22 protein-coding genes are annotated in these 20,101 nt (G+C 63.2%); 11 read left to right on the top strand and 11 right to left on the bottom strand.

Annotated elements, in window-relative coordinates:
* Nucleotides 1-100 precede the first annotated feature (100 nt).
* Nucleotides 101-832, top strand: a complete 732-nt coding sequence (locus F4U95_RS10065) for an SDR family oxidoreductase (RefSeq protein ID WP_150425570.1) — start codon at nucleotides 101-103, stop codon at nucleotides 830-832.
* 225 nt (nucleotides 833-1,057) lie between these two features.
* Here the strand turns inward: F4U95_RS10065 and F4U95_RS10070 are convergent, their stop codons facing one another.
* From F4U95_RS10070 to F4U95_RS10080, 3 genes are all read right to left on the bottom strand, one after another.
* A complete protein-coding gene (locus F4U95_RS10070) occupies nucleotides 1,058-1,858 on the bottom strand; it encodes a LytR/AlgR family response regulator transcription factor (protein WP_120250806.1) in 801 nt (266 codons plus the stop codon).
* Nucleotides 1,855-2,967: a sensor histidine kinase gene (locus F4U95_RS10075; RefSeq protein ID WP_150425571.1), complete on the bottom strand. Its 1,113-nt coding sequence runs from the start codon at nucleotides 2,965-2,967 to the stop codon at nucleotides 1,855-1,857. Before F4U95_RS10075 ends, F4U95_RS10070 begins: the two co-directional genes overlap by 4 nt.
* A 180-nt stretch (nucleotides 2,968-3,147) precedes the next feature.
* Nucleotides 3,148-3,630, bottom strand: a complete 483-nt coding sequence (locus tag F4U95_RS10080) for a winged helix-turn-helix transcriptional regulator (RefSeq protein WP_120250808.1) — start codon at nucleotides 3,628-3,630, stop codon at nucleotides 3,148-3,150.
* A 110-nt stretch (nucleotides 3,631-3,740) separates the two neighbouring features.
* Between F4U95_RS10080 and F4U95_RS10085 the strand changes: the two genes are divergently transcribed.
* The 4 genes from F4U95_RS10085 to rplL all read left to right on the top strand — a co-directional run bounded on the left by F4U95_RS10085 (nucleotide 3,741) and on the right by rplL (nucleotide 7,982).
* Nucleotides 3,741-5,846: a RelA/SpoT family protein gene (locus F4U95_RS10085; protein WP_150425572.1), complete on the top strand. Its 2,106-nt coding sequence runs from the start codon at nucleotides 3,741-3,743 to the stop codon at nucleotides 5,844-5,846.
* 41 nt (nucleotides 5,847-5,887) lie between these two features.
* Nucleotides 5,888-6,331: a GNAT family N-acetyltransferase gene (locus F4U95_RS10090; RefSeq protein WP_343032329.1), complete on the top strand. Its 444-nt coding sequence runs from the start codon at nucleotides 5,888-5,890 to the stop codon at nucleotides 6,329-6,331.
* A 692-nt stretch (nucleotides 6,332-7,023) separates the two neighbouring features.
* Complete coding sequence (rplJ, locus tag F4U95_RS10095) at nucleotides 7,024-7,539, top strand: 50S ribosomal protein L10 (protein WP_120250811.1); 516 nt, start codon at nucleotides 7,024-7,026, stop codon at nucleotides 7,537-7,539.
* Between the two features lie 68 nt (nucleotides 7,540-7,607).
* Nucleotides 7,608-7,982 carry a 50S ribosomal protein L7/L12 gene (gene rplL, locus F4U95_RS10100; protein ID WP_120250812.1) on the top strand — a complete coding sequence of 125 codons (375 nt, stop codon included), beginning with the start codon at nucleotides 7,608-7,610 and terminating at the stop codon, nucleotides 7,980-7,982.
* A 207-nt stretch (nucleotides 7,983-8,189) separates the two neighbouring features.
* Here rplL and F4U95_RS10105 read toward each other — a convergent pair whose 3' ends face one another.
* Nucleotides 8,190-9,596, bottom strand: coding sequence for a porin (locus tag F4U95_RS10105; protein ID WP_150425646.1), 1,407 nt, complete (start codon nucleotides 9,594-9,596; stop codon nucleotides 8,190-8,192).
* A 250-nt stretch (nucleotides 9,597-9,846) separates the two neighbouring features.
* Between F4U95_RS10105 and F4U95_RS10110 the strand changes: the two genes are divergently transcribed.
* Both F4U95_RS10110 and F4U95_RS10115 read left to right on the top strand, forming a co-directional pair.
* A complete protein-coding gene (locus F4U95_RS10110) occupies nucleotides 9,847-11,337 on the top strand; it encodes an ABC transporter substrate-binding protein (protein WP_150425574.1) in 1,491 nt (496 codons plus the stop codon).
* Nucleotides 11,338-11,359: 22 nt separating this feature from the next.
* Nucleotides 11,360-11,782 (top strand): DUF4112 domain-containing protein, encoded by a 423-nt coding sequence (locus tag F4U95_RS10115; protein WP_120250815.1) that lies wholly within the window; start codon nucleotides 11,360-11,362, stop codon nucleotides 11,780-11,782.
* Here the strand turns inward: F4U95_RS10115 and F4U95_RS10120 are convergent, their stop codons facing one another.
* Both F4U95_RS10120 and nadC read right to left on the bottom strand, forming a co-directional pair.
* Nucleotides 11,783-12,481 carry a ribonuclease T2 family protein gene (locus F4U95_RS10120; RefSeq protein WP_246171551.1) on the bottom strand — a complete coding sequence of 233 codons (699 nt, stop codon included), beginning with the start codon at nucleotides 12,479-12,481 and terminating at the stop codon, nucleotides 11,783-11,785.
* 1 nt (nucleotide 12,482) lies between these two features.
* Nucleotides 12,483-13,331: a carboxylating nicotinate-nucleotide diphosphorylase gene (gene nadC / locus F4U95_RS10125; protein WP_150425576.1), complete on the bottom strand. Its 849-nt coding sequence runs from the start codon at nucleotides 13,329-13,331 to the stop codon at nucleotides 12,483-12,485.
* A 94-nt stretch (nucleotides 13,332-13,425) separates the two neighbouring features.
* Here nadC and F4U95_RS10130 point away from each other — a divergent pair, with 94 nt between their 5' ends.
* Both F4U95_RS10130 and F4U95_RS10135 read left to right on the top strand, forming a co-directional pair.
* A complete protein-coding gene (locus F4U95_RS10130) occupies nucleotides 13,426-13,674 on the top strand; it encodes a type II toxin-antitoxin system Phd/YefM family antitoxin (protein ID WP_093013651.1) in 249 nt (82 codons plus the stop codon).
* The gene (locus F4U95_RS10135) at nucleotides 13,671-14,060 is read left to right on the top strand and encodes a type II toxin-antitoxin system VapC family toxin (RefSeq protein ID WP_150425577.1); all 390 of its coding nucleotides are present in this window, start codon (nucleotides 13,671-13,673) and stop codon (nucleotides 14,058-14,060) included. The genes F4U95_RS10130 and F4U95_RS10135 overlap by 4 nt, the downstream gene beginning before the upstream one ends.
* On the opposite strand, the gene nadA is transcribed toward F4U95_RS10135, so the two are convergent.
* From nadA to F4U95_RS10150, 3 genes are read right to left on the bottom strand one after another with little or no spacing between them, the layout of a single operon-like run.
* Nucleotides 14,057-15,046, bottom strand: a complete 990-nt coding sequence (gene nadA, locus F4U95_RS10140; protein ID WP_150425578.1) for a quinolinate synthase NadA — start codon at nucleotides 15,044-15,046, stop codon at nucleotides 14,057-14,059. The genes F4U95_RS10135 and nadA overlap by 4 nt on opposite strands.
* Nucleotides 15,047-15,091: 45 nt before the next feature.
* Entirely contained in the window at nucleotides 15,092-15,811 is a 720-nt protein-coding gene (locus F4U95_RS10145) for a DUF4230 domain-containing protein (protein ID WP_425505054.1), read from the bottom strand.
* On the bottom strand, nucleotides 15,808-16,686 hold the full coding sequence (locus tag F4U95_RS10150) for an MBL fold metallo-hydrolase (RefSeq protein ID WP_150425580.1): 879 nt from the start codon (nucleotides 16,684-16,686) through the stop codon (nucleotides 15,808-15,810). The genes F4U95_RS10145 and F4U95_RS10150 overlap by 4 nt, the downstream gene beginning before the upstream one ends.
* A gap of 334 nt (nucleotides 16,687-17,020) precedes the next feature.
* On the opposite strand from F4U95_RS10150, the gene F4U95_RS10155 reads away from it, so the two are divergent.
* On the top strand, nucleotides 17,021-17,911 hold the full coding sequence (locus F4U95_RS10155; protein ID WP_150425581.1) for a tyrosine recombinase XerC: 891 nt from the start codon (nucleotides 17,021-17,023) through the stop codon (nucleotides 17,909-17,911).
* A gap of 62 nt (nucleotides 17,912-17,973) precedes the next feature.
* Nucleotides 17,974-18,273, top strand: a complete 300-nt coding sequence (locus tag F4U95_RS10160; protein WP_246171552.1) for a hypothetical protein — start codon at nucleotides 17,974-17,976, stop codon at nucleotides 18,271-18,273.
* On the opposite strand, the gene F4U95_RS10165 is transcribed toward F4U95_RS10160, so the two are convergent.
* Both F4U95_RS10165 and gshB read right to left on the bottom strand, forming a co-directional pair.
* On the bottom strand, nucleotides 18,270-18,869 hold the full coding sequence (locus F4U95_RS10165) for a DedA family protein (RefSeq protein WP_120250819.1): 600 nt from the start codon (nucleotides 18,867-18,869) through the stop codon (nucleotides 18,270-18,272). The two genes, F4U95_RS10160 and F4U95_RS10165, sit on opposite strands and share 4 nt — an antisense overlap.
* 141 nt (nucleotides 18,870-19,010) lie before the next feature.
* A complete protein-coding gene (gene gshB, locus F4U95_RS10170) occupies nucleotides 19,011-19,985 on the bottom strand; it encodes a glutathione synthase (RefSeq protein WP_150425582.1) in 975 nt (324 codons plus the stop codon).
* Nucleotides 19,986-20,101: the final 116 nt, after the last annotated feature.

Below are 20,101 nucleotides of genomic sequence, written 5' to 3' on the forward strand. Positions count from 1 at the left end.
CGTGCAAGCATCGCGCAAGCCCATTCTACCGCCCCCACCCCATGATGGCCCATCCATGGGTCATCGGATCGACGGTCGATCCGCCCAATGGAGACAGGATATGGCAATCGACAACAAGGTCATCGCGATCACCGGCGCCAGCAGCGGAATTGGTGAGGGCACGGCGCGGCTGCTGGCGGCGCGCGGCGCGAAGCTGATGCTGGGCGCGCGGCGCACCGACCGGCTGGCCCGCCTGGCCGACGAACTCAACGCGGCCGGCGGCACGGTCGCCTTCCGCGCGCTGGACGTCACAGACCGCGCCTCCCTCGAGGCGTTCATCGCCGCGACGGAGGCGGAATTCGGCCGCATCGATGTGCTGGTGAACAATGCCGGGCTGATGCCGCTATCGCGCTTCGACAGTCTGAAGGTCGATGAATGGGACCGGATGATCGACGTCAACATCCGCGGCGTGCTGCACGGCATCGCGGCTGCCCTGCCCCGGTTCAAGGCGCAGCGCAACGGTCATTTCGTCAATATCTCGTCGATCGGCGGCTATCGCGTCTGGCCGACCTGCGGCGTCTACAGCGCCACCAAATATGCGGTGCGCGCCATTTCCGACGGGTTGCGCATGGAACATGACGATATCCGCGTGACCGTGGTGTCGCCGGGCGTGGTGGAATCCGAACTGGCCGGCACCATCACCGAAGCGGGCGCCGCCGCCGCGATGCAGGATTTCCGCGCCATCGCCCTCACCCCGGACGCGATCGCCCGCGCCATCGCCTATGCGGTGGAACAGCCCGATGATGTCGATGTGAACGAACTGATCGTGCGCCCGGTGCGGACGATGGATTGATACCGACAAGCGACGATAAGAAGCTTTGCCTCTATGTTCCCCGGCGCAGGCCGGGTCCAGTTCCACGGTCTGAACTGGACCCCGGCCTGCGCCGGGGAACGCTTCCTGAGAAACAAGCTGTCGCGTCTTGGATCGAACCATAGAAAAAGGGTCGCGTCCGATGAAGCGACCCTTTTTCTAAAACCACGTCATTCCCGCCTACGGGGGAATGACGATCGGCTTATGTCAATGGACGAACCGCGCCACCACGTCGCGGTACGACCGGCTGACCTTCACCTGCGCGCCGCTTTCCAGCACCAGGAAACATTCGCCGTTGGTGTGGGGCTTGACCTGCCGCACCTGGCTCAGGTTCACGATGGTGGACCGATGCACGCGCTGGAAATTGCGCGGGTCCAGCCGCTTTTCCAGATCCTTCATCGTTTCCCGCAGGATCAGTGAATTGTCGGCGGTGTAGATGCACATATAGTCGCCCGCCGCGTCGATCCGCTCGATCGAATCCACATCCACGCGGAAAATCTGCCCGCGATCCTTGATGTTGATCAGTTTTTCGAATCGGTTGGACGCCGGCGAGTCATCGTCGGTCACGAAATCGCTCATCGCCTGCGGTGCGACTTCGGCCAGCACTTCGCGCAGTTTCTCGACTTCCTGCACCTGCCGCTTTTCGTTCAGTCGCTGGCGCACGCGGTCCAGCGCGTCGGCCAGCCGCCCTTCGTCCACCGGCTTCATGAGGTAATCGACCGCCTGCGCTTCGAACGCGCGGATCGCATGGTCGCTATAGGCGGTGCAGAAGATGACGAGCGGCGGCTCCACTTCCATCAGCCCCTGGACGACGGAAAAGCCGTCGAAGCCGGGCATCTGAATATCGAGGAACACAAGGTCGGGTTTATGCGTCTTGATCGCGCGGATGGCTTCGCGGCCGTTGTTGCAGGTTTCGATAATTTCGACATCCTCATGCGCTTGCAGACGCAGCTGGAGCCCTTGAATGGCCAGGCTTTCGTCATCGACGAGGATTGTTCTGATGGTCATGCGGCCACTTTCGATGTTTCATCCATGTTAAGCGGAAATTCGATGATGACCGAAAATCCGCCCGGCGTGGAACGCGTTTCGAAGCTCTGTCGTTCCCCGAAGGCCTGAATTAATCGGTCCCGGATGTTCGGCAGGCCCACTCCGGTCCCCTCGCTCATGGGAATGTGCGGCTTCATTCCGCCTTCGTTCAATCCCGGCCCGCTGTCCGATACGACGATCCGGACGTTATCCCCGGCAGGCTGCGCCGTAACCGCGATTTCGGCCCCTTCCTCCTTGGGCGTCACCGCATATTTGATCGCATTTTCGACCAAGGGCTGGAGCAGGAGGGATGGCAAACGCGCAAGGGCGACGGCCGGATCGATGGTGAAGACCGGGCGCAACCGATCCTCGAACCGCATCTTCTCGATCTCCAGATAGAGCTTCAGCGTCTCTATCTCCTGCTCGATCGTCACCTGCGCGGTCGGCTCGTTGATCAGCGTATAGCGCAGGAAGGACGACAGGCGCGACAGCATCGCATTGGCCCGGTCGGTCTGTTTGAGCAGCACCAGCGTAGAGATGCTGTTGAGCGTGTTGAACAGGAAATGCGGGTTCAGCTGGTACCGCAGCATCGCCAGCTGCGCGTTCGCCGCCTGATTCTCCAGCCGCAACAGCTGATCCGCCTGCTCCTCCACCGTCAGGTAGAAGTTGATCGCATAATAAAGCGAGGACCAGGCGCCGAGCAGCGTCATCGACAGATAGAAGGCGCCCAGAAACAGTTGCAGCCCCGCCGTCTCGCTCGCCCGATTTTGCGTGGAAAAGACCCAGGCGTCGATGAACGCGACCAGCCCCGCCGCGAACACCACGGTCACGATCGACACGCCCCAGGTGATGATCGGCCGCTTCTTCACCAGAAAGCGGAACATCACCGCGATCAGCAGCGTCACCGAATAGCCCGAGACGGTGGAGATCAGTACCGGCACCAGGCTGGAAAGCGGCTGGCCATTGGCGATGGTGGACGATCCGCGCAACAGGAAAGCCCCGGCCCATCCCAGCGACTGGAGGTTCCAGAAAGCGCGATTCTTGTCAGCGAAAAAGGGCTGAGGCTTGATGCGGGGGACGGTGACGGACATTGCGTCCAGACTTAGGCGATTTGTGCGCCCGGTCAAAGATGCTTTGCGTCCGGGTGGTCGGATCGGCCTGAGCCTCTCGCTAAGCTCATTGCCACGCCGGACGATGTTTTGCGTGGAAACACAACATCAAGCCCCTTCCTTGAACGGAAGGGGTGACAGCAAAGTCAGCTTCTACCCCCCTCAAGCCGCGACAGCCGGCTCCTCGGTCATCGGCGTCACCTCGTCGGTGCACAGCCAGACCAGATCGGCCAGTTCCAGCGTGCGCCCGTCATGCGCCAATATGCCGATCGGCCGGATCGGATGGCCATCGCGCTTGTCGGCCAGCACCTGGCAGGCGGGCGTGCCGCATCCCCATTTTTCGCCCCACTGGCGCAGCGCGATCATGGCGGGGGCAAGCCCCTGCCCCTTTTCGGTCAGCCGATATTCGACCTTCCGCCGGTCGCACTGCATCGGTTCGCGCACCAAAATGCCATTTTCGACCAGCCGGGCGAGCCGGTTGGCCAATATGTTGCGGGCGATACCCAGCGTCGATTGAAACTCTTCGAAATGGCGGATGCCCGACAGGGCACCGCGCAGGATGAGGAACGACCAGCGTTCGCCCATCATCTCCAGCGCGCTGGGCAGCGCGCATTGTTCCAGATCCTGAGCAAGGTTATGTTTCATGGCCCTAACGCATAGCGTAAAGTCACAGGCGTTGCAAAATCGCCGCCTTATTCATTCAAATGGGATTTTTTTGTTGCACCGCAAGCCCGTTCTCACACAATCGGGCAACGATGCTGCGTCAATATGAACTTGTCGAACGGGTAAAGCGCTACGATCCGGATGCGGACGAAGCGATGATCAACCGCGCCTACGTCTTTTCGGTCCAGAAGCATGGCAGCCAAAAGCGCGCCAGCGGCGACCCCTATTTCAGCCACCCGATCGAGGTGGCGGGGATTCTCACCGACTTCAATCTGGACGACCAGACGATCGTGACCGCGCTGCTGCACGACACGATCGAAGATACGCTCGTCACTTATGAGGAGATCGAAAGCGCGTTCGGCAAGGATGTCGCGCGCATGGTCGATGGCGTGACCAAGCTGTCAAAGATCGAGGCCATGTCCGAAAATGAGCGGGCCGCGGAGAATCTCCGCAAATTCCTGCTCGCCATGTCGGACGATATTCGCGTGCTGCTGGTGAAGCTGGCCGACCGGCTGCACAATATGCGCACGCTGCACTTCATCAAGAATCCCGACAAGCGCCGCCGCATCGCCAAGGAGACGATGGATATCTATGCCCCGCTGGCGGAGCGGATCGGCATGTATGATTTCATGCGCGAAATGCAGCTGCTCTCTTTCCGCGAGATCGAGCCGGAAGCCTATGCCAGCATCACCAAGCGGCTGGAGCAGTTGAAGGAAGGCGGCCATGACAAGGTCGACCGGATCGGCGCCGAACTGCAATTGCTGCTGGCGGGCAAGGGCATGTCGGTCAGCGTGTCGGGCCGCGAAAAGCACCCCTATTCCATCTTCCGCAAGATGCAGGAACGGCATATCAGCTTCGAGCAGCTGACCGACGTCATGGCCTTCCGCGTCATCACCGACAGCCATGAAGACTGCTACCGCGCGCTCGGCATCATCCACCAGACGTTCAAGATGGTGCCCGGCCGGTTCAAGGATTATATCTCCACCCCCAAGCGCAACGGCTATCAGTCGCTGCACACCACGGTCATCCATCAGGACAATGCCCGGATCGAGGTGCAGATCCGCAGCCGCGACATGCATAATGACGCCGAACTCGGCCTGGCCGCGCATTGGGCCTACAAGCAGAAGGGCGACGCCACCGACCATCATGCCGCCTGGCTGCGCGACCTGGTCGAAATCCTGGAGCAGAGCCAGGATGCGGACGAGCTGCTCGAACATACCCGCATGGCCATGTATCAGGACCGCATCTTCGCCTTCTCGCCCAAGGGTGAGCTGCATCAGATGCCCAAGGGGTCGACCCCGGTCGACTTCGCCTATGCGGTCCACACCTCGCTCGGCAACCAGACGGTGGGGGCCAAGGTCAACGGCCGCGTCGTGCCCCTGCGCACCAACCTTGAAAATGGCGATCAGGTCGAAATCCTGAAATCCGAAGGGCAGGAACCGCAGCCCGGCTGGCTGACCTTCGCCATCACCGGAAAGGCCCGCGCCGCCATCCGCCGCTACATCCGCCAGAAACAGCGGGGCGAGGAAATCAAGCTGGGCGAAAAGCTCTATGACGAGATTGTGGGCCGCTTCTCCCCCGACCTGGCGAAGGAACTGGGCGACAAGGCGCTGACCGCCGCGTTGAAGCGCCTGAAGCTGGAGGATCGCGCGTCATTGATGGTGGCGATCGCGACCCACCGCCTGCTCGACAGCGAAGTGATGGAGGCGCTGGTCCCCGGCTCCACCTCGCATGAAGGCATGGCCGAAGCGCATCCGCGCCAGCACGAACCCGTATCGATCCGCGGCCTGACGCCCGGCATCGCCTATAATCTGTCCGATTGCTGCCACCCGGTGCCGGGCGACCGGATCGTGGGCGTGCGCCGCACCGGCGAACCGATCGAGGTGCACACGATCGACTGCCGCTCGCTGGAGGTGGATCAGGACGACGACTGGGTCGACCTGTCGTGGGACAGCAAGTCGAAGGGCGGCACCGCCCGCCTCTCCGTCATCGTCAAGAACCAGCCGGGCGCGCTGGCCGCCGTCGCCAACGTCTTCGGCGCGACCAAGGCGAACATCCTCAACCTGCAACTGGTCAACCGCGAAGGCCCCTTCCACACCGACATCATCGACCTGGAAGTGGCGGACGCGCAGCATTTGAACCGCATATTGTCGGCGTTGCGGGCGATCGACGTGGTGGTGCAGGCGGACCGGGTTTGAGGGAATTGGCGACGTAAATGGAGATAAGGCAGGATAATCCAATGGCTTCGCATGTGGCGGAGCTACTGACCCACCATCTCTCCGAGCTTCAAGCAGTGATGGGCGGCCACGCTTTCGCGCTCGATGCGAGCGGCTTGGCTGCTCCTGGCGTGACGTTCTGGACGGCGTGGCAGGATAGCAAGCTGCTGGGCTTCGGCGCGCTCAAGGAACTGGACGGCGCTCATGGCGAGGTGAAGTCGATGCGGGCAGCCCCGGCGGCGCGTGGAACGGGGGTCGGCCGAGCCTTGCTCGATCACATCATCGCCGAAGCGCGAACGCGCGGATATGCAAGGTTGAGCCTGGAAACCGGAACGGCCGCGCTGCACGTCCCCGCTGTCGCTCTCTACCGCAGCGCCGGCTTCATCCAGTCCGAGCCGTTCGCCGACTACCGGCCGAGCCCGCACAATCAGTTCTTCCATCTCGATCTGGCCGGCGCCAGGTCTTAAATGGCGAAAATGCGCGCCTGCTGATCGCACCGACGGTCGCGGGCGGAGTTAACTTGCCCGAAATCTGTTACCGATTGCCGATTCCCAACATCGTGCGACATTCCCTTTCCTATTAGGATTTTGTCTGATCCATCCTCGAAGATGGATCACGCCTTCCCAGCTCGCGCAGGAACCTTGCACAATTCGCCATCACCGGTGCATCGCGGGCGCGTCCCCGTCGCCACATTGTCGCGCCGGTGTCGCGTTCCTGCGACCTGCCCGCTGTTGGAAGGGACGCGTCGCGAGCGCCTGGCGGAAGCCTTGCGAGCGCTTCGGGCGCTTTTACCCCGGCAACGGTGTGAACTTCGCCCGTCGCGTCGCCGAGCCGTCCCGCCACGCCAGAAACCGCGTGACATCGCCGTCCATTTCCCCTAATGGCGCGCCAGCAGATCGGTGGCTGAACCCCGCCGATCTTCCGTCCGAGACAGTTGGTGAAGGGAATATGCCCTTCTTAATCTCCAGCCTAGACGGGGAAAAGTTCTTTACCGAACGGGTCATGCACCCGATTCGGGTCTGCCTGTTCCTCATGAGGGGACATGGCCGGTCGATCTCTCCCCTTCGGACTTAGTGCCCCGCGCGCCCAACAGGCTTGCGGGTTTTAGCCGTTCGCTTGGACCTTTCCCGGCGAAGCGAACATGAAGTGGAGTAATGGCATGGATCGTAATCAGAAAGCTGATGTCGTTTCCGCGCTGAACGCAGAACTGAACGAAGTTGGCGTGGTCGTCGTGACCCGCAACCTCGGCATGACCGTCGCACAGTCGACCGTCCTGCGCCAGAAGATGCGCGAAGCCGGCGCGACCTACAAGGTTACGAAGAACCGCCTCGCCCGTATCGCCCTTGATGGCACCAGCTACACCGGCCTGAGCGACCTGCTCACCGGCCCGGTTGGTCTGGCCACCTCGGTCGACCCGGTTGCAGCCGCCAAGGTTGCGATCGATTTCGCCAAGACCAACGACAAGCTTGAGATCGTTGGCGGCGCGATGGGTGAAGTGCTGCTCGATGCAGAGGGCGTCAAGGCGCTCGCATCGATGCCGTCGCTGGATGAACTGCGTGCGAAGCTGGTCGGCCTTCTGGTCGCCCCGGCTACCAAGCTCGCAACCGTCACCCAGGCACCGGCTGCGCAGCTTGCGCGCGTCTTCAACGCCTATGCGGAGAAGGAAGCGGCGTAAGTCGTTCCCGACCTGTTTTTTTGACCCTCATCTGACGGGGCATTTCGCCCCAAAAAAGGAAATATATCATGGCAGACATCAACGCTCTGGTCGACCAGCTCTCGGCCCTCACCGTCCTCGAAGCCGCCGAACTGTCGAAGGCTCTGGAAGAAAAGTGGGGCGTTAGCGCCGCTGCTGCCGTCGCCGTTGCCGGCCCGGCCGCTGCCGCCGCTGCACCGGCTGCTGAAGAGCAGACCGAATTCGACGTGATCCTGACCGGCGACGGTGGCAAGAAGATCAACGTCATCAAGGAAGTCCGCGCCATCACCGGCCTGGGCCTGACCGAAGCCAAGGCTCTGGTCGAAGGCGCTCCCAAGGCTGTCAAGGAAGGCGTGAACAAGGACGAAGCCGACAAGCTGAAGAAGCAGCTTGAAGAAGCCGGCGCGACCGTCGAGCTGAAGTAATCGGACTGGCCCCAGTGCGAAAGCGTCGGGGCACACCGATCCGGTTTCAGCCGGAGAAACAGGGGCGGCACCTTCGGGTTGCCGCCCCTTCTTCGTGGGCGCCGCATCGGGGCGTAAAGTGCCGGCTTCGGGTGTGGGACGCTATCCTTGGCCCTCTCCCGTCTTCACAGAAGAGGACGCATAAGGCCGAAGCGCCCCCGCTTCCGATCAATAATTCCACTGCACCTGCGTACGGATCAGGCTACCTTCGGCCCGGCCCACGCGCCGCTCGTCCGCCTCGCTCCGCTTCATCCGGGCATAGGCCAGCGTCCATTCCAGCGCCTTCCATATCTGCCACTCGACACCCAGTTCGAGTTCATCGGTTTCCAGTCGCGGCGCGCTGGTCGATGCCTTCCACCCGCCGCGATAGCGCTGCCAGCGACCATAGGGTATCAACGTACCGACCGTTTCGGTGGGCAGGCGGTACATCATCTGGACATAGCCGCCGCTCAGCTTCTTGGTGTCGATCGACTGGCTGGCCAGGTCATATTCCGGCCCCTTGCCCCAATTCCATTCGGCCTGGATGCCGAAGGGCTGCGGATAGAGCATCGCGTGCAGGCCGACGCGATTATCCTTGTAGGCGACCGGGCTGATGGATCCGCTGCGCAATTCGGGCTGGACATCGTTCAGCATCGCCGATCCGCCGATTTCGACCACCTGCCCGCCCAGGTCGAAAGGCCATGTGGCAAAGGCGACCTTCATCAATCCCCGGTTCTGCTCGGTCCGGTTGATACCCTGACCGTTGAACACGCCGACGCCAAAGGCGCCGTAATTGCCGAACAGCTTTTGCCCGTCATCCCCCAGCCGGTCCCAGATCTTCTGCACCGACGGCGGCGTATAATAAGCGATGACGCCCAGATCGCGCTCGCTGGGCACCGCGCTGTTGATCGCGTCGCTCCGGTCCAGCGTCAGGCGGTTGGACGAGGACTGCATATTCTCCCAGCCATAGGGCACTTTGGACTGGCCTAGGCGCAGGCGGAAATTCTTGTCCTTGTCGATGAAGATGTCGGCATAGGCATCGCGCAATTGGACATAGCCCTCGCGCCGTTCGCTGCCGGCCTGATTGTTCACCGCCGTCGCGAAATCGGATTGGAAATAGAGCGATACGCGATCGGACACATCGCCCTGCAACACCAGCCGCGCCCGACGCAACGAAAAGCCGCCACGATCGGAAATCGCACTGTCATGGACGGACCGCAGGCGCGATACGCCCGCCGGTGCGCTATCGTCGCCGGACAGGAAGGCGTTGTAGCGCATCTGGGTATAGCCGCGCAGCGACAGCTTTTCGTACCAGGCCTTCGACTTGGGCGATGGCGCCGATGCCGCAACGGCGACAGGTGCGGCGGCAGGCGGCGTGGCCGTCGCGGCCAGAGCGGAGGACGCGCCCTCGCCAGCCAAAGGTGCGGCCGCAGGACCGGGCGTCGGACCTGGCGCCGGCGCATTCCTGCTGGCGGCCAGCGCGGACGTGAGCGCCTGCACCTGCGCCTTCAACTCGTCTATCTGCTGCTGCAACGCGGCGTTGCTCTGCGCCTGCGCCACCTCCGGCATCAGGGCGATCAGGCTTACCGCCAGCATCGCGCCTTTCCATCTTGATCCTGTCATGGCCCCGCCTCCGATCCGAATGCGGCGGAGCATTATGTCAGTCTGATGACGTGAAAATGACATTTACATCTCACTTTGATGACAGCGGTGGAGGGATGGTCGAGAAGCGTCGCGGGTGCATGGCGCGTGAGGCCCGTCATCGCTGGCTTATCGCGATGGGCGCGTCTTCCTGCCCGTCGGGTGTTTCCACCTGCCCCCCAAATGCTCTAAGCCTTCGATCAGCATGTTCATCTTCACCCCCTTCGCCCGGTCCTGCCGCCGCGCCACGCTGGTCGCCGGAGTGGGGCTGGCCCTGCTCGCAAGCGGCTGTTCGGACGAGGGCAAGGGGCCGGTCGTCGTGAGCGTACTGGGCGATAAAGACGATTTCGCGAAACCGCTGCTCCATCTGCCCGACCCCGGCGCCAAGCTGATATTGGAGGCGACGGCACAAGGGCTGGTCGCCTTCGATGCCAGCGGCGAAATCCTGCCCGCGCTGGCACAGCGCTGGATCGTGGAGGATGACGGACGATCCTATATTTTCCGCCTGCGCCGCGCTTTCTGGGCCAATGGCGCGCGCGTCACCGCTCCCGATGTCGCCCGCATGCTGATGGCGCGAATCGAATCGCTGCGCCGGCTCGACCCGGACGGCCCGCTCGATGTGGTGCAGTCGGTCGTGCCGATGACCGGCGAAGTGATCGAAATCCGCCTGACCGCCCCGCGCCCCTATGTATTGCAAATGCTGGCTCAGCCGCAAATGGCCGTGCTGTCGCGCGACGGCGGCACCGGCCCCTATCGCCGCGCGACCAGAGGCAACGCTTCTTATCTGACGCCCGTGGACCGCACGAGCGGCGACGACCCCGACGAACCGCCATCCCCTTCCCAAACGCTGGTTCTGCGCGCCGAACGTGCTGCGCTGGCGATCATCCGCTTCCGGGAAAGGGATGCCGCGCTGGTGCTGGGTGGCCGCTTCACCGACCTGCCGCTGCTGGTGCCGGCCGGTGTCGACCGGAACAGCGTCCGGGTCGATCCGGTCAACGGCCTGCTCGGCCTTGCAGTCACCGGTCAGGGCAAGCTGCTGGACGATCCGGCCATCCGCGCCGCGATCAACATGAGCATCGACCGCAGCCAGTTGCCCGCCCTCTTCCCGCTGGGCGGCTGGGCGACCAGCGAGCGGCTGCTGCCCGATCAGATGGACCTTGGCCGCGCGCCCACGGATCCCGATTGGGCAGGACTGCCGCTCGACCAGCGGCGCGCGCAGGCCGGGGCCAGCGTCGCCCGCTGGCGCGCCGATAACGGTGCGCCGCCGCCGCTGCGCATCGCCCTGCCGCGCGGCCCCGGCGCCACCTTATTGTTCGGCATGCTGCGCCGCGACCTCGCCACCATCGGCCTGCCCGTCCGGCGCGTGGCGCTCACCGCCGAAGCCGATCTGCGGCTGGTCGATGAAGTCGCCGCCTATGACAGCGCGCTCTGGTATCTGGGCCGTATCGGTTGCGCGCGCAAAATCCATTGCAGCGATGCCGCCGATGCGCAGCTTCACGCTGCCAGCCTGGCCCCGACCATGGACGAACGGGTCGCCCGCATCGCCGAGGCGGAAGCGCAGATGGTCGGCCATAACGGCTATATCCCCCTGGGCGCCCCGGTGCGCTGGTCATTAGTGTCGAAGCGGCTCACCGGCTTCCAATTGTCCGCCCGTGCGCGCCACCCATTGAACCATCTCTTGCGCACCACCAATTAAGGGGGCCGAGGAGAATTTTCAGATGGCGATTTCCCAGGACCAGTTCGACCGTATCGCGCGCGAAATGCCCGGTTTCGGCCGCGACCCCGCCTCGATCCGCCGTCGGATCGAAGCGATGGAGGCGGTGCTGGAAGGGCTGTTCGTCATTCCGGGCACCAAATATCGCGTGGGCCTCGACAGTCTGGTCGGGCTGGTCCCGGTGGTGGGCGATCTTGCCACCGCCGCCATGGGCGCCTGGATCGTGTGGGAGGCCCGGAACCTCGGCATGTCGAAATGGCAGATCACCCGCATGGCCGCCAATGTCGGCGTGGATACGGTGATCGGCGCCATTCCCTTCGCCGGCGACCTGTTCGACTTTCTCTACAAGTCGAACACCAAGAATCTGCGCATCATCCGCAAGCATCTCGACCGCCACCATCCCGCGACGGTGACGATCGACGCATAATCAGGCCTTCGGTTCGATCCGCAACTGCGCCCGGTCCTTCACCCCGCCCTGCTGCGGCGGGCAGCTGATGTAGCGATAGTTGCGGTTCATGCATATCCACACTTCGCTGAGCGCGCCGTCGCGCGTCACGTTCAGGCGAATGCCGTCCGCGACCATCCCCTTATTCTCCGCTGCAAAGGCCTGTGCGAAATCCCGTGCCGACAAGGTCGGCCGCGCAGCCAGCGCCGCCATGTCGGGATAGCGCAGCCCCTGATACAGCTTGCGCGACAGGGCGAAGAATTTGGTCGGATTGGTCGGCATGCAGGTGCCATGCTTTTCCCATTCATGCTGGATCAGCTGCACCGACGGCGTCGAACAGAGATGATCGCGGACCACCTTGCGCGGCAGGACGCCCGAAGCCTTGCAATATTGCGGCCATTCCTGCCCATAGCCGTCCGGCCACAAACCATGCAGGGTGAAGGCGAAATCATTGCCCGACTGGCACTGAAACGCATCGCGCGCACCACCCCGCGACGTCTTGCAATATTGCGGCGTCCAACTGACGGCCAGCGTATAATAGCCGATCGGCAGCACCCGCTTGGGATCATCGGACGTCGGCCCTTCGACCTTCGGCCGCGCGATCACTTCCGGCAGGCGGCACTGATTGGCCTGTGCCATGGCCACGCCCGGCATGGCGATCGCGATGAGGGGCAGCAGCATTTTAAGCATAAGCGAAATCCAGTCCGATGTCGGCCGCCGGCGCCGACTGGGTCAGTCGGCCGACGCTGATATAGGTGACGCCCGTTTCCGCCTTGGCGCGAATCGTGTCCAGCGTGACCCCGCCCGAGGATTCGGTCGGCACCCGCCCACCGATCAGCGTCACGGCCCCGCGCAGCGTCGGCGCATCCATATTGTCGAGCAACAAATGGGTGGCGCCAGCGGCCAGCGCCGGCTCGATCTGGTCCACCCGATCGACCTCGACGATGATCCGCTCGACGCCTGCAGAAACAGCACGGCGCACCGCTTCGTCGACCGATCCGGCGACGGCGACATGATTGTCCTTGATCATCGCCGCATCCCACAGGCCCATGCGATGATTGGTCGCCCCGCCCTGCCGCGTGGCATATTTTTCCAGCACCCGCAGCCCCGGGATCGTCTTGCGCGTGTCGAGCAAGGTCGCACCCGTCCCCAGGATCGCATCGACATAGGCCCGCGTCATCGTCGCGATGCCGGTCAGATGCTGCACCGTATTGAGCGCGGACCGCTCCGCCGTCAGCATCGCCCGCGCCTTGCCCCGGATGCGCAGGATGTCGGTCCCGGCCGCCACGCGATCGCCATCGCGATGCAACAGTTCGATCTCGACCTCCGGGTCCAGCGCCCGGAAGAACGCCACCGCGATCGGCAACCCCGCCAGCGTCACATCGTCCCGGCTGTCCATCACCCCGTCGAAGATCGCGTCGGCAGGAATCACCGCCTCACTGGTCACATCGCGCCCGTCGGGGCCAAGGTCTTCGGCCAGCGTGGCCGCCACGAAAGCATCAAGGTCGAAACCGGGGAGGGAGAAGGTCATGGCGCTTTCTCTAGCCATATGGCGCATCCCTGCAAACCCCTCTCGAAAGAGGGTCGTGATTGACTTAGTCCATAGCTTAGTCCACCTTTCTCGAATGACCCAGATCATCAACGTCCATGACGCCAAGACGCACTTTTCCAAGTTGCTGAACCGTGCGCATGCAGGCGAGGAAATCATTCTGGCAAAGGCTGGCAAACCTTATGCAAAGCTGGTGCCCATCGTCGAAGAACGACCGCAACGGCGGCCGGGACGTTTCGAGGGACAGTTTGTGGTCGATGATAGCGCATTTTTCGATCCCCTTCCGGAGGAAGAGCTTCGTCTTTGGGAAGGACGTGACGATTGAGATGCCTGCTGGATACGCATGGCCTCATCTGGTGGTGGGCACGCTATCCAAAATTACTGGGCACCAGCGCCTATGCTGCTCTCAATGATCCGCTGAACGATATTTTTGTCAGCGCGGCAACAGGGTGGGAGGTTGCTACGAAGAACCGCACTCATGGCATCGATCTTCCCGTTAAAGTCGAAGACTTCGAGGCTGCCGTGGCCGATGAGGGCTTCATAACGTTGGACGTGACCATGAGTCATGCCGTCCATGCGGGGAATTATGACCTACCCCACCGCGACCCGTTCGACCGCCTGCTTGCCGCGCAAGCAGAACTGGAAGGCCTGACACTACTCACCTGCGACAAGGCCTTCCGCGACTTTCCCTGTAAAGTCCTCTGGGATTAGGGCCGCGTGCCCACATCGCCCTGCCCCACCGTGCCGCTGGCCATTTCCAGCATCCGGTCGAGACTCTTCTTCGCCTGCAACCGCAGCGTCTCGTCCATCTCGATGCGCGGCTGCAAGTCGCGGAGCGACAGATACAGCTTCTCCATCGTGTTGAGCGCCATATAGGGGCAGATGTTGCAGTTGCAGTTGCCGTCCGCACCGGGCGCCCCGATGAAATTCTTGTCCGGCACGGACTTCTGCATCTGGTGGATGATATGCGGTTCGGTCGCCACGATCAGCGTGTCGCCGGGCATCGTCTTGGCAAAGTCCAGGATGCCGCTGGTCGACCCGACATAATCGGCATGATCGACGATATAGGGCGGACATTCGGGGTGCGCGGCGATCGGCGCGTCGGGGTGGACGGCCTTCAGCTTCAGCAACTCCGTCTCGCTGAACGCCTCATGCACGATGCACACGCCCGGCCACAACAGCATGTCGCGGCCCAGTTTGCGCTTGAGGTACCCGCCCAGATGCTTGTCGGGGCCGAAGATGATCTTCTGATCCTTGGGGATCTGCGCCAAAATCTTTTCAGCGGACGAGGATGTCACGATGATGTCGGACAGCGCCTTCACCTCGGCCGAACAGTTGATGTAGCTGAGCGCAATATGATCGGGATGCGCCTCGCGAAACGCCTTGAACTGGGCCGGCGGGCAGCTGTCTTCCAGACTGCAACCGGCGTCCATGTCCGGCAGCACGACGATCTTCTCCGGCGACAATATCTTGGCCGTTTCCGCCATGAAGCGCACGCCGCAGAAGGCGATGACATCCGCATCCGTCTCCGCCGCCTTGCGCGACAGTTCCAGGCTATCGCCGACGAAATCGGACAGATCCTGAATTTCGGGTGATTGATAATAATGGCCAAGGATCACGGCATTGCGCTCCTTGCGCAGCCGTTCGATTTCAGCGCGCAGGTCGGTGCCCTGCGGAATCCCGGTGAAAGCGTTCATACCCTGTAACTCCTGCGTCCCTGCAAAGCGGGCTTACCGCGCGCCCTAGCGGGCCTGTCTCCGGTTTGCCAGTACCTCGTTGATCGGCGTGGTGACGTCCCACCGCTCGCGACTATCCGCCTTGCGCTCCGACGGGAAGGTCACGATCACCCGCGCATCGCCAAAACCCATCGCGGCCAGCGGCGCACCCATCAGCTTGGCCGTCGCATTGCGTCCATATTCGCGCGCCTGTGCCATGCGTTCGGGCGACCGGGCGGAGGCTTCCGCCCGCGCCTGCGCATGGGCGGACGCCTTGCGGCTCAATGCCTCGCCCGCCTCGCGCGTGACGAACATGCCGCTGATGCGCACCAAAGTCCGGCGCGCTTCGTCCACATTGGCCTTGTCCGGCTTCACGTCCGGCGCGTTCACAATCAGTGTCCGGCTCTTTGCGTCCCATTCCAAGTCACGCGCCGTCAGGCCCGACAGGTCGATGAAATAATCGACCGAATAGGGCATCTTCACCACCTGATCGGATTTCAGCCAGCCAAAGCCGCGCACGTCCTGCGCCGTACTCTGGACCACGCCGTTCAGCCGCGACACGCGCAGGTCGCTGGTACCGGCGATCTTCTCGGCGATGATCTTCGTCACCGTCGACCCGTCATCCTCGACCGTAACGACATAGTCGCGATTATAGCGCTGCCAGCCGACCAACATCGCCGCCCCCACGAACAGGATCAGCAATGCAACGCCGGTCGGCCCGGCATAGCGTTTCAATGCGCCTCTCAACGCATCTGCCATCGACCGTCCCCGGTGGGTTCGGCCAGTCCCCGACCGCCCAGGTCGATCAGATGCGCCAGCACCGATCGTCCGGCGGCGCCATGCAGGCGCGGATCGACGCCCTTGTACATCTCCGCCACCATGTCCGGGATGGCGCTGTCGCCATTGCGTTCGAGGAAGCGCAATATCTGCCCCTCCCGCTGCTTGCGATGCCCCATCATCCCGCGCACCAACCGCTGCGGATTCTCGATCGGCTCGCCATGGGCGGGGTAGTAGACGACATCATCGCGGCCCAGCAGCAATTGCATGGACCGCATATAATCGGTCATGTCGCCATCGGGCGGCGAAATGACGCTGGTGGACCAGCCCATCACATGATCGCCGCTGAACAGCGCCTTTTCTTCCAGTAGGGCAAAGCATAGATGATTGGACGTATGGCCCGGCGTCGCCACCGCCGCCAACGTCCATCCCGGACCACTCACCTCATCGCCATCGGCCAGCACTTGGGTTGGCCGATAATCGGCGTCGAACGCCGCATCGGCGCGCGGCCCGTCATCGTCCAGCGTCAGTGGCGCGCAGCCGATCACCGGCGCGCCGGTCAGGTCGCTCAGCGGCCGCGCGGCGGGGCTATGGTCGCGATGGGTATGGGTGCATAATATCGTCACCACCGGCCGCCCCGCAATCGCGGCGGTCAGCGCCGCCAGATGATCGGCATCGTCCGGCCCCGGATCGATCACCGCCACCGCCTGCGCGCCGACTATATAGGTCTGCGTGCCCGTATAGGTGAAAGGCGACGGATTGGGCGCCAGCACGCGATGAACCAGAGGGCTGAGCGCCATCATGACGCCGGTCGGCAGGTCGGCCGGATCGAAGGGAGGTGCCATGCCCACCCATGTGCCCATTTACGCGCGGATTTCAAGGGTGACGGATATGTCGACAGGCCCTCTCACCGTCACCCAAGCGAAAGCTGGGGTCGCAGGCGACGAGGCGCTAGGCGGCCTGAGATCCCAGCCTTCGCCGGGATGACGGTGAAAAACATAGACCTTCCGTTAGCCATCCCGCCCACCTGTCCTACTCCGCCGCCCTCTGATATGCTCGCTTCATGCCGATCCCGCACGCCTCTTCACCATCGCTTGCCTCGCAACAATATGTCCAACGCCTGTTCCAAAATGTCGCACTTAGCGGGAAATGTGCGAAGTTAAGCGGGGCTTTTCCAACATGAGCGCCGCCCTCCCTGAACGCTGGCGCCAGCATCTCGCGCTTGATCGGCGCCGTTCCACCCACACCGTGCGCGCCTATGTCGCCACGGCCGAACGGCTGATCGCCTTCCTTGCGGAGCATAGGGGCGAGGCTATCACCCCGGCGCTACTCGCCAGCCTCGATCAGGCCGACCTGCGCGCCTTCCTGTCCAGCCGCCGCGCCGACGGCATCGGCAACCTGTCCGCCGCGCGCGAACTGTCCGCCGTGCGCGGTTTCCTGAATTTCGTCGGCGGCGACGATGCCCGCGTGCCGCATCTCAAAGGTCCGCGGGTCAAGCGCGGCCTGCCCCGCCCCGTCTCCCCCGACGAAGCGATCGCGCTGGCGCAGGATATCGCCGAAACCGCCCGCGACGGCTGGATCGGCGCGCGCGACTGGGCGGTGCTGTTGCTGCTCTATGGCGCGGGCCTGCGCATCGGGGAGGCGATGGGCCTGAATGGCGACATCCTGCCGCTCGCCGACACGCTGCGCGTCACCGGCAAGCGGAACAAGACCCGCATTGTCCCGCTGCTGCCGCAGGTGCGCGACGCGATCACCGCCTATCTCGATCTCTGCCCTTACCCGCCGGCCCGAGACGAGCCTTTGTTCCGGGGTGCGCGCGGCGGGCCACTGTCCCCCGCGCTGATCCGCCGCGCAGTGCAGGGCGCGCGCGGGCGCCTCGGCCTGTCGGACCGCACCACGCCGCATGCGCTACGCCATAGTTTCGCGACCCATCTGCTCGGCCGCGGCGCGGACCTGCGCTCCCTTCAGGAACTGCTCGGCCATGCCAGCCTGTCCTCGACGCAAATCTACACGCAGGTCGATGCCGCCCATCTGCTCGACATCTATCGCAACGCCCACCCGCGCGCCTGACATCGCCTTATATCGGCCGCAATCGCAGGACAGCTTGCACGCTCCTTGGCCCTGAGGGGACTATGATGATGCTGCGTCTGATATTGGCCCTGCAAAGCGTCGGCGCCGCCGACATTCCCGCCGATTTCGACCTGAACAAGGTGAAGCCCTCACCTGACGCCAACGCCATCGTCGTCACCGCGCGCCGCCAGAGCCAGCGGGTCGATAACGAGCCTGTCCCATTGAATAGCGAACCGCCACTCGGCCGCGCGGAAATGGGGCTGTTCGGCAAGGTGAAGGGCAATGTCCGCGCCGAAAGCCAAAGCTTCAGCAACGGCACCACCTCTCAACGGGTGATGGTGGGGGTGAAGATCCCCTTCTAGCCTTTGGGCCGCCAGGTCGCGAGCCGCCACAGATAGAGCAGCACCGCCCCGACGACGCAAGCGGTCGCCGCCGGCCCGACATAATGGTCGATATTGCGGAAATTCTGCCCCAGCACATAGCCGGCATAGGCCAGGATGACGTTCCAGATCAGCGCCCCGCCGGTGGTCCACAACAGGAAACGGACATGCCCCATGCGGAACAGCCCGGCCGGCAGCGATATCATCGTGCGGAACGCCGGCATGAAGCGAAACACGAAGACGACGATCTGGCCATATTTGCCGAACAGCCGGTCCAGCGCCTCGACATCGCGCCATTCCAGCGTCGCCCAGCGGCCATAGCGATCGACCAATGGCTTCAACCGGGCAAAGCCCAGCATATGGCCGACCAGATACCAGAAATAATTGCCGATGGTGGTGCCGATGGTGCCGGCCAGCAGCAGCCATTCCATCGCCATCCGCCCCTGGCCGACGCGAATGCCACCAATGCCCATGATCAGTTCGGACGGGATCGGCGGAAAGACATTTTCCAGGATCATCAGAAAGAAGATCCCCCAATATCCACCCGCGTCGATCAGGCGGAGCACCCAGTCGGTCATATCCCTAAACCCGTTCGTGCTGAGTAGAGGCTGAGCCTGTCGAAGCCTCGTATCGAAGCGTCACGCAAAAAATCCTTCGATACGCCATTTCGACAGGCTCAATGGCTACTCAGGACGAACGGTTGAACGGGGTTCATGGCCTCACGCCGCCGCCCGCGCTGCCAATCGCGCGTCGATCGCATCCCAGATCAGCCCGCCCGTATCCGTGCCGTCGAACGCGTCGATCGACACGATGCCGGTCGGCGAGGTCACGTTGATTTCGGTCAGCCATTCACCGCCGATCACGTCGATCCCCACGAACAACAGGCCGCGCGCCTTGAGCTCCGGGCCAAGCGCCGCGCAGATTTCGCGCTCCTTATCGGTCAATTCGGTCTTCGCCGCCGATCCGCCCACGGCCAGATTCGACCGGATCTCACCCTTGCCCGGAATGCGGTTGACCGCGCCCGCGACCTCTCCGTCGATCAGCACGATCCGCTTGTCGCCTTCCGCGACGCCGGGGATGAAGGCCTGCACCATGAAGGGTTCGACCCATGACGCGTTGAACAGTTCCACCAGCGACGACAGGTTCGCGCCGTTGCTGCCGACATGGAACACCGCCACGCCGCCATTGCCGTACAAAGGCTTCACCACGATCTCACCATGCTCGGCCAGAAACGTCTTCACCTGAGCCAGGTCGCGGGTGATCATCGTGGGGGGCATGAAGCGGGCATAATCCAGCACGAACAGCTTTTCGGGCGCGTTGCGGACGCTGGCGGGATCGTTCACCACCAAAGTCTCATCCTGCACCCGCTCCAGCAAATGGGTGGCGGTGATGTAGCTGAGATCGAAGGGCGGGTCTTGCCGCATCCACACGACATCGACGTCGCGGCCCAGATCCAGCAGTTCCGGCTCGCCGAACGCGAAATGGTCGCCCTGCACCTTCTGCACCTTTACCGGCCGCGCCTGCGCCAGCACCCGGCCGTCGCGGAAGGTCAGGTCCGGCGCCAGATAATGATAGAGCCTGTGCCCCCGCGCCTGCGCCGCCAGCATGATATGGAAGGTCGAATCGCCCCCGATCTTGATCCCCTCCATGGGGTCCATCTGCATCGCGACGGTCAGGGGGTTGAGTTGGGTCATCTAAAAGCCTTCCGCTAACAACGGCCGTTCGCTTCGAGCGTAGTCGAGAAGTGGCCAGAACTGCGCTTCCGGTTTCTCGACTTCGCTCGAAACGAACGGGATTGATTGATGGGGCA

This window comes from Sphingobium limneticum, from assembly GCF_008710165.1.
Lineage (GTDB): Bacteria > Pseudomonadota > Alphaproteobacteria > Sphingomonadales > Sphingomonadaceae > Sphingobium > Sphingobium limneticum.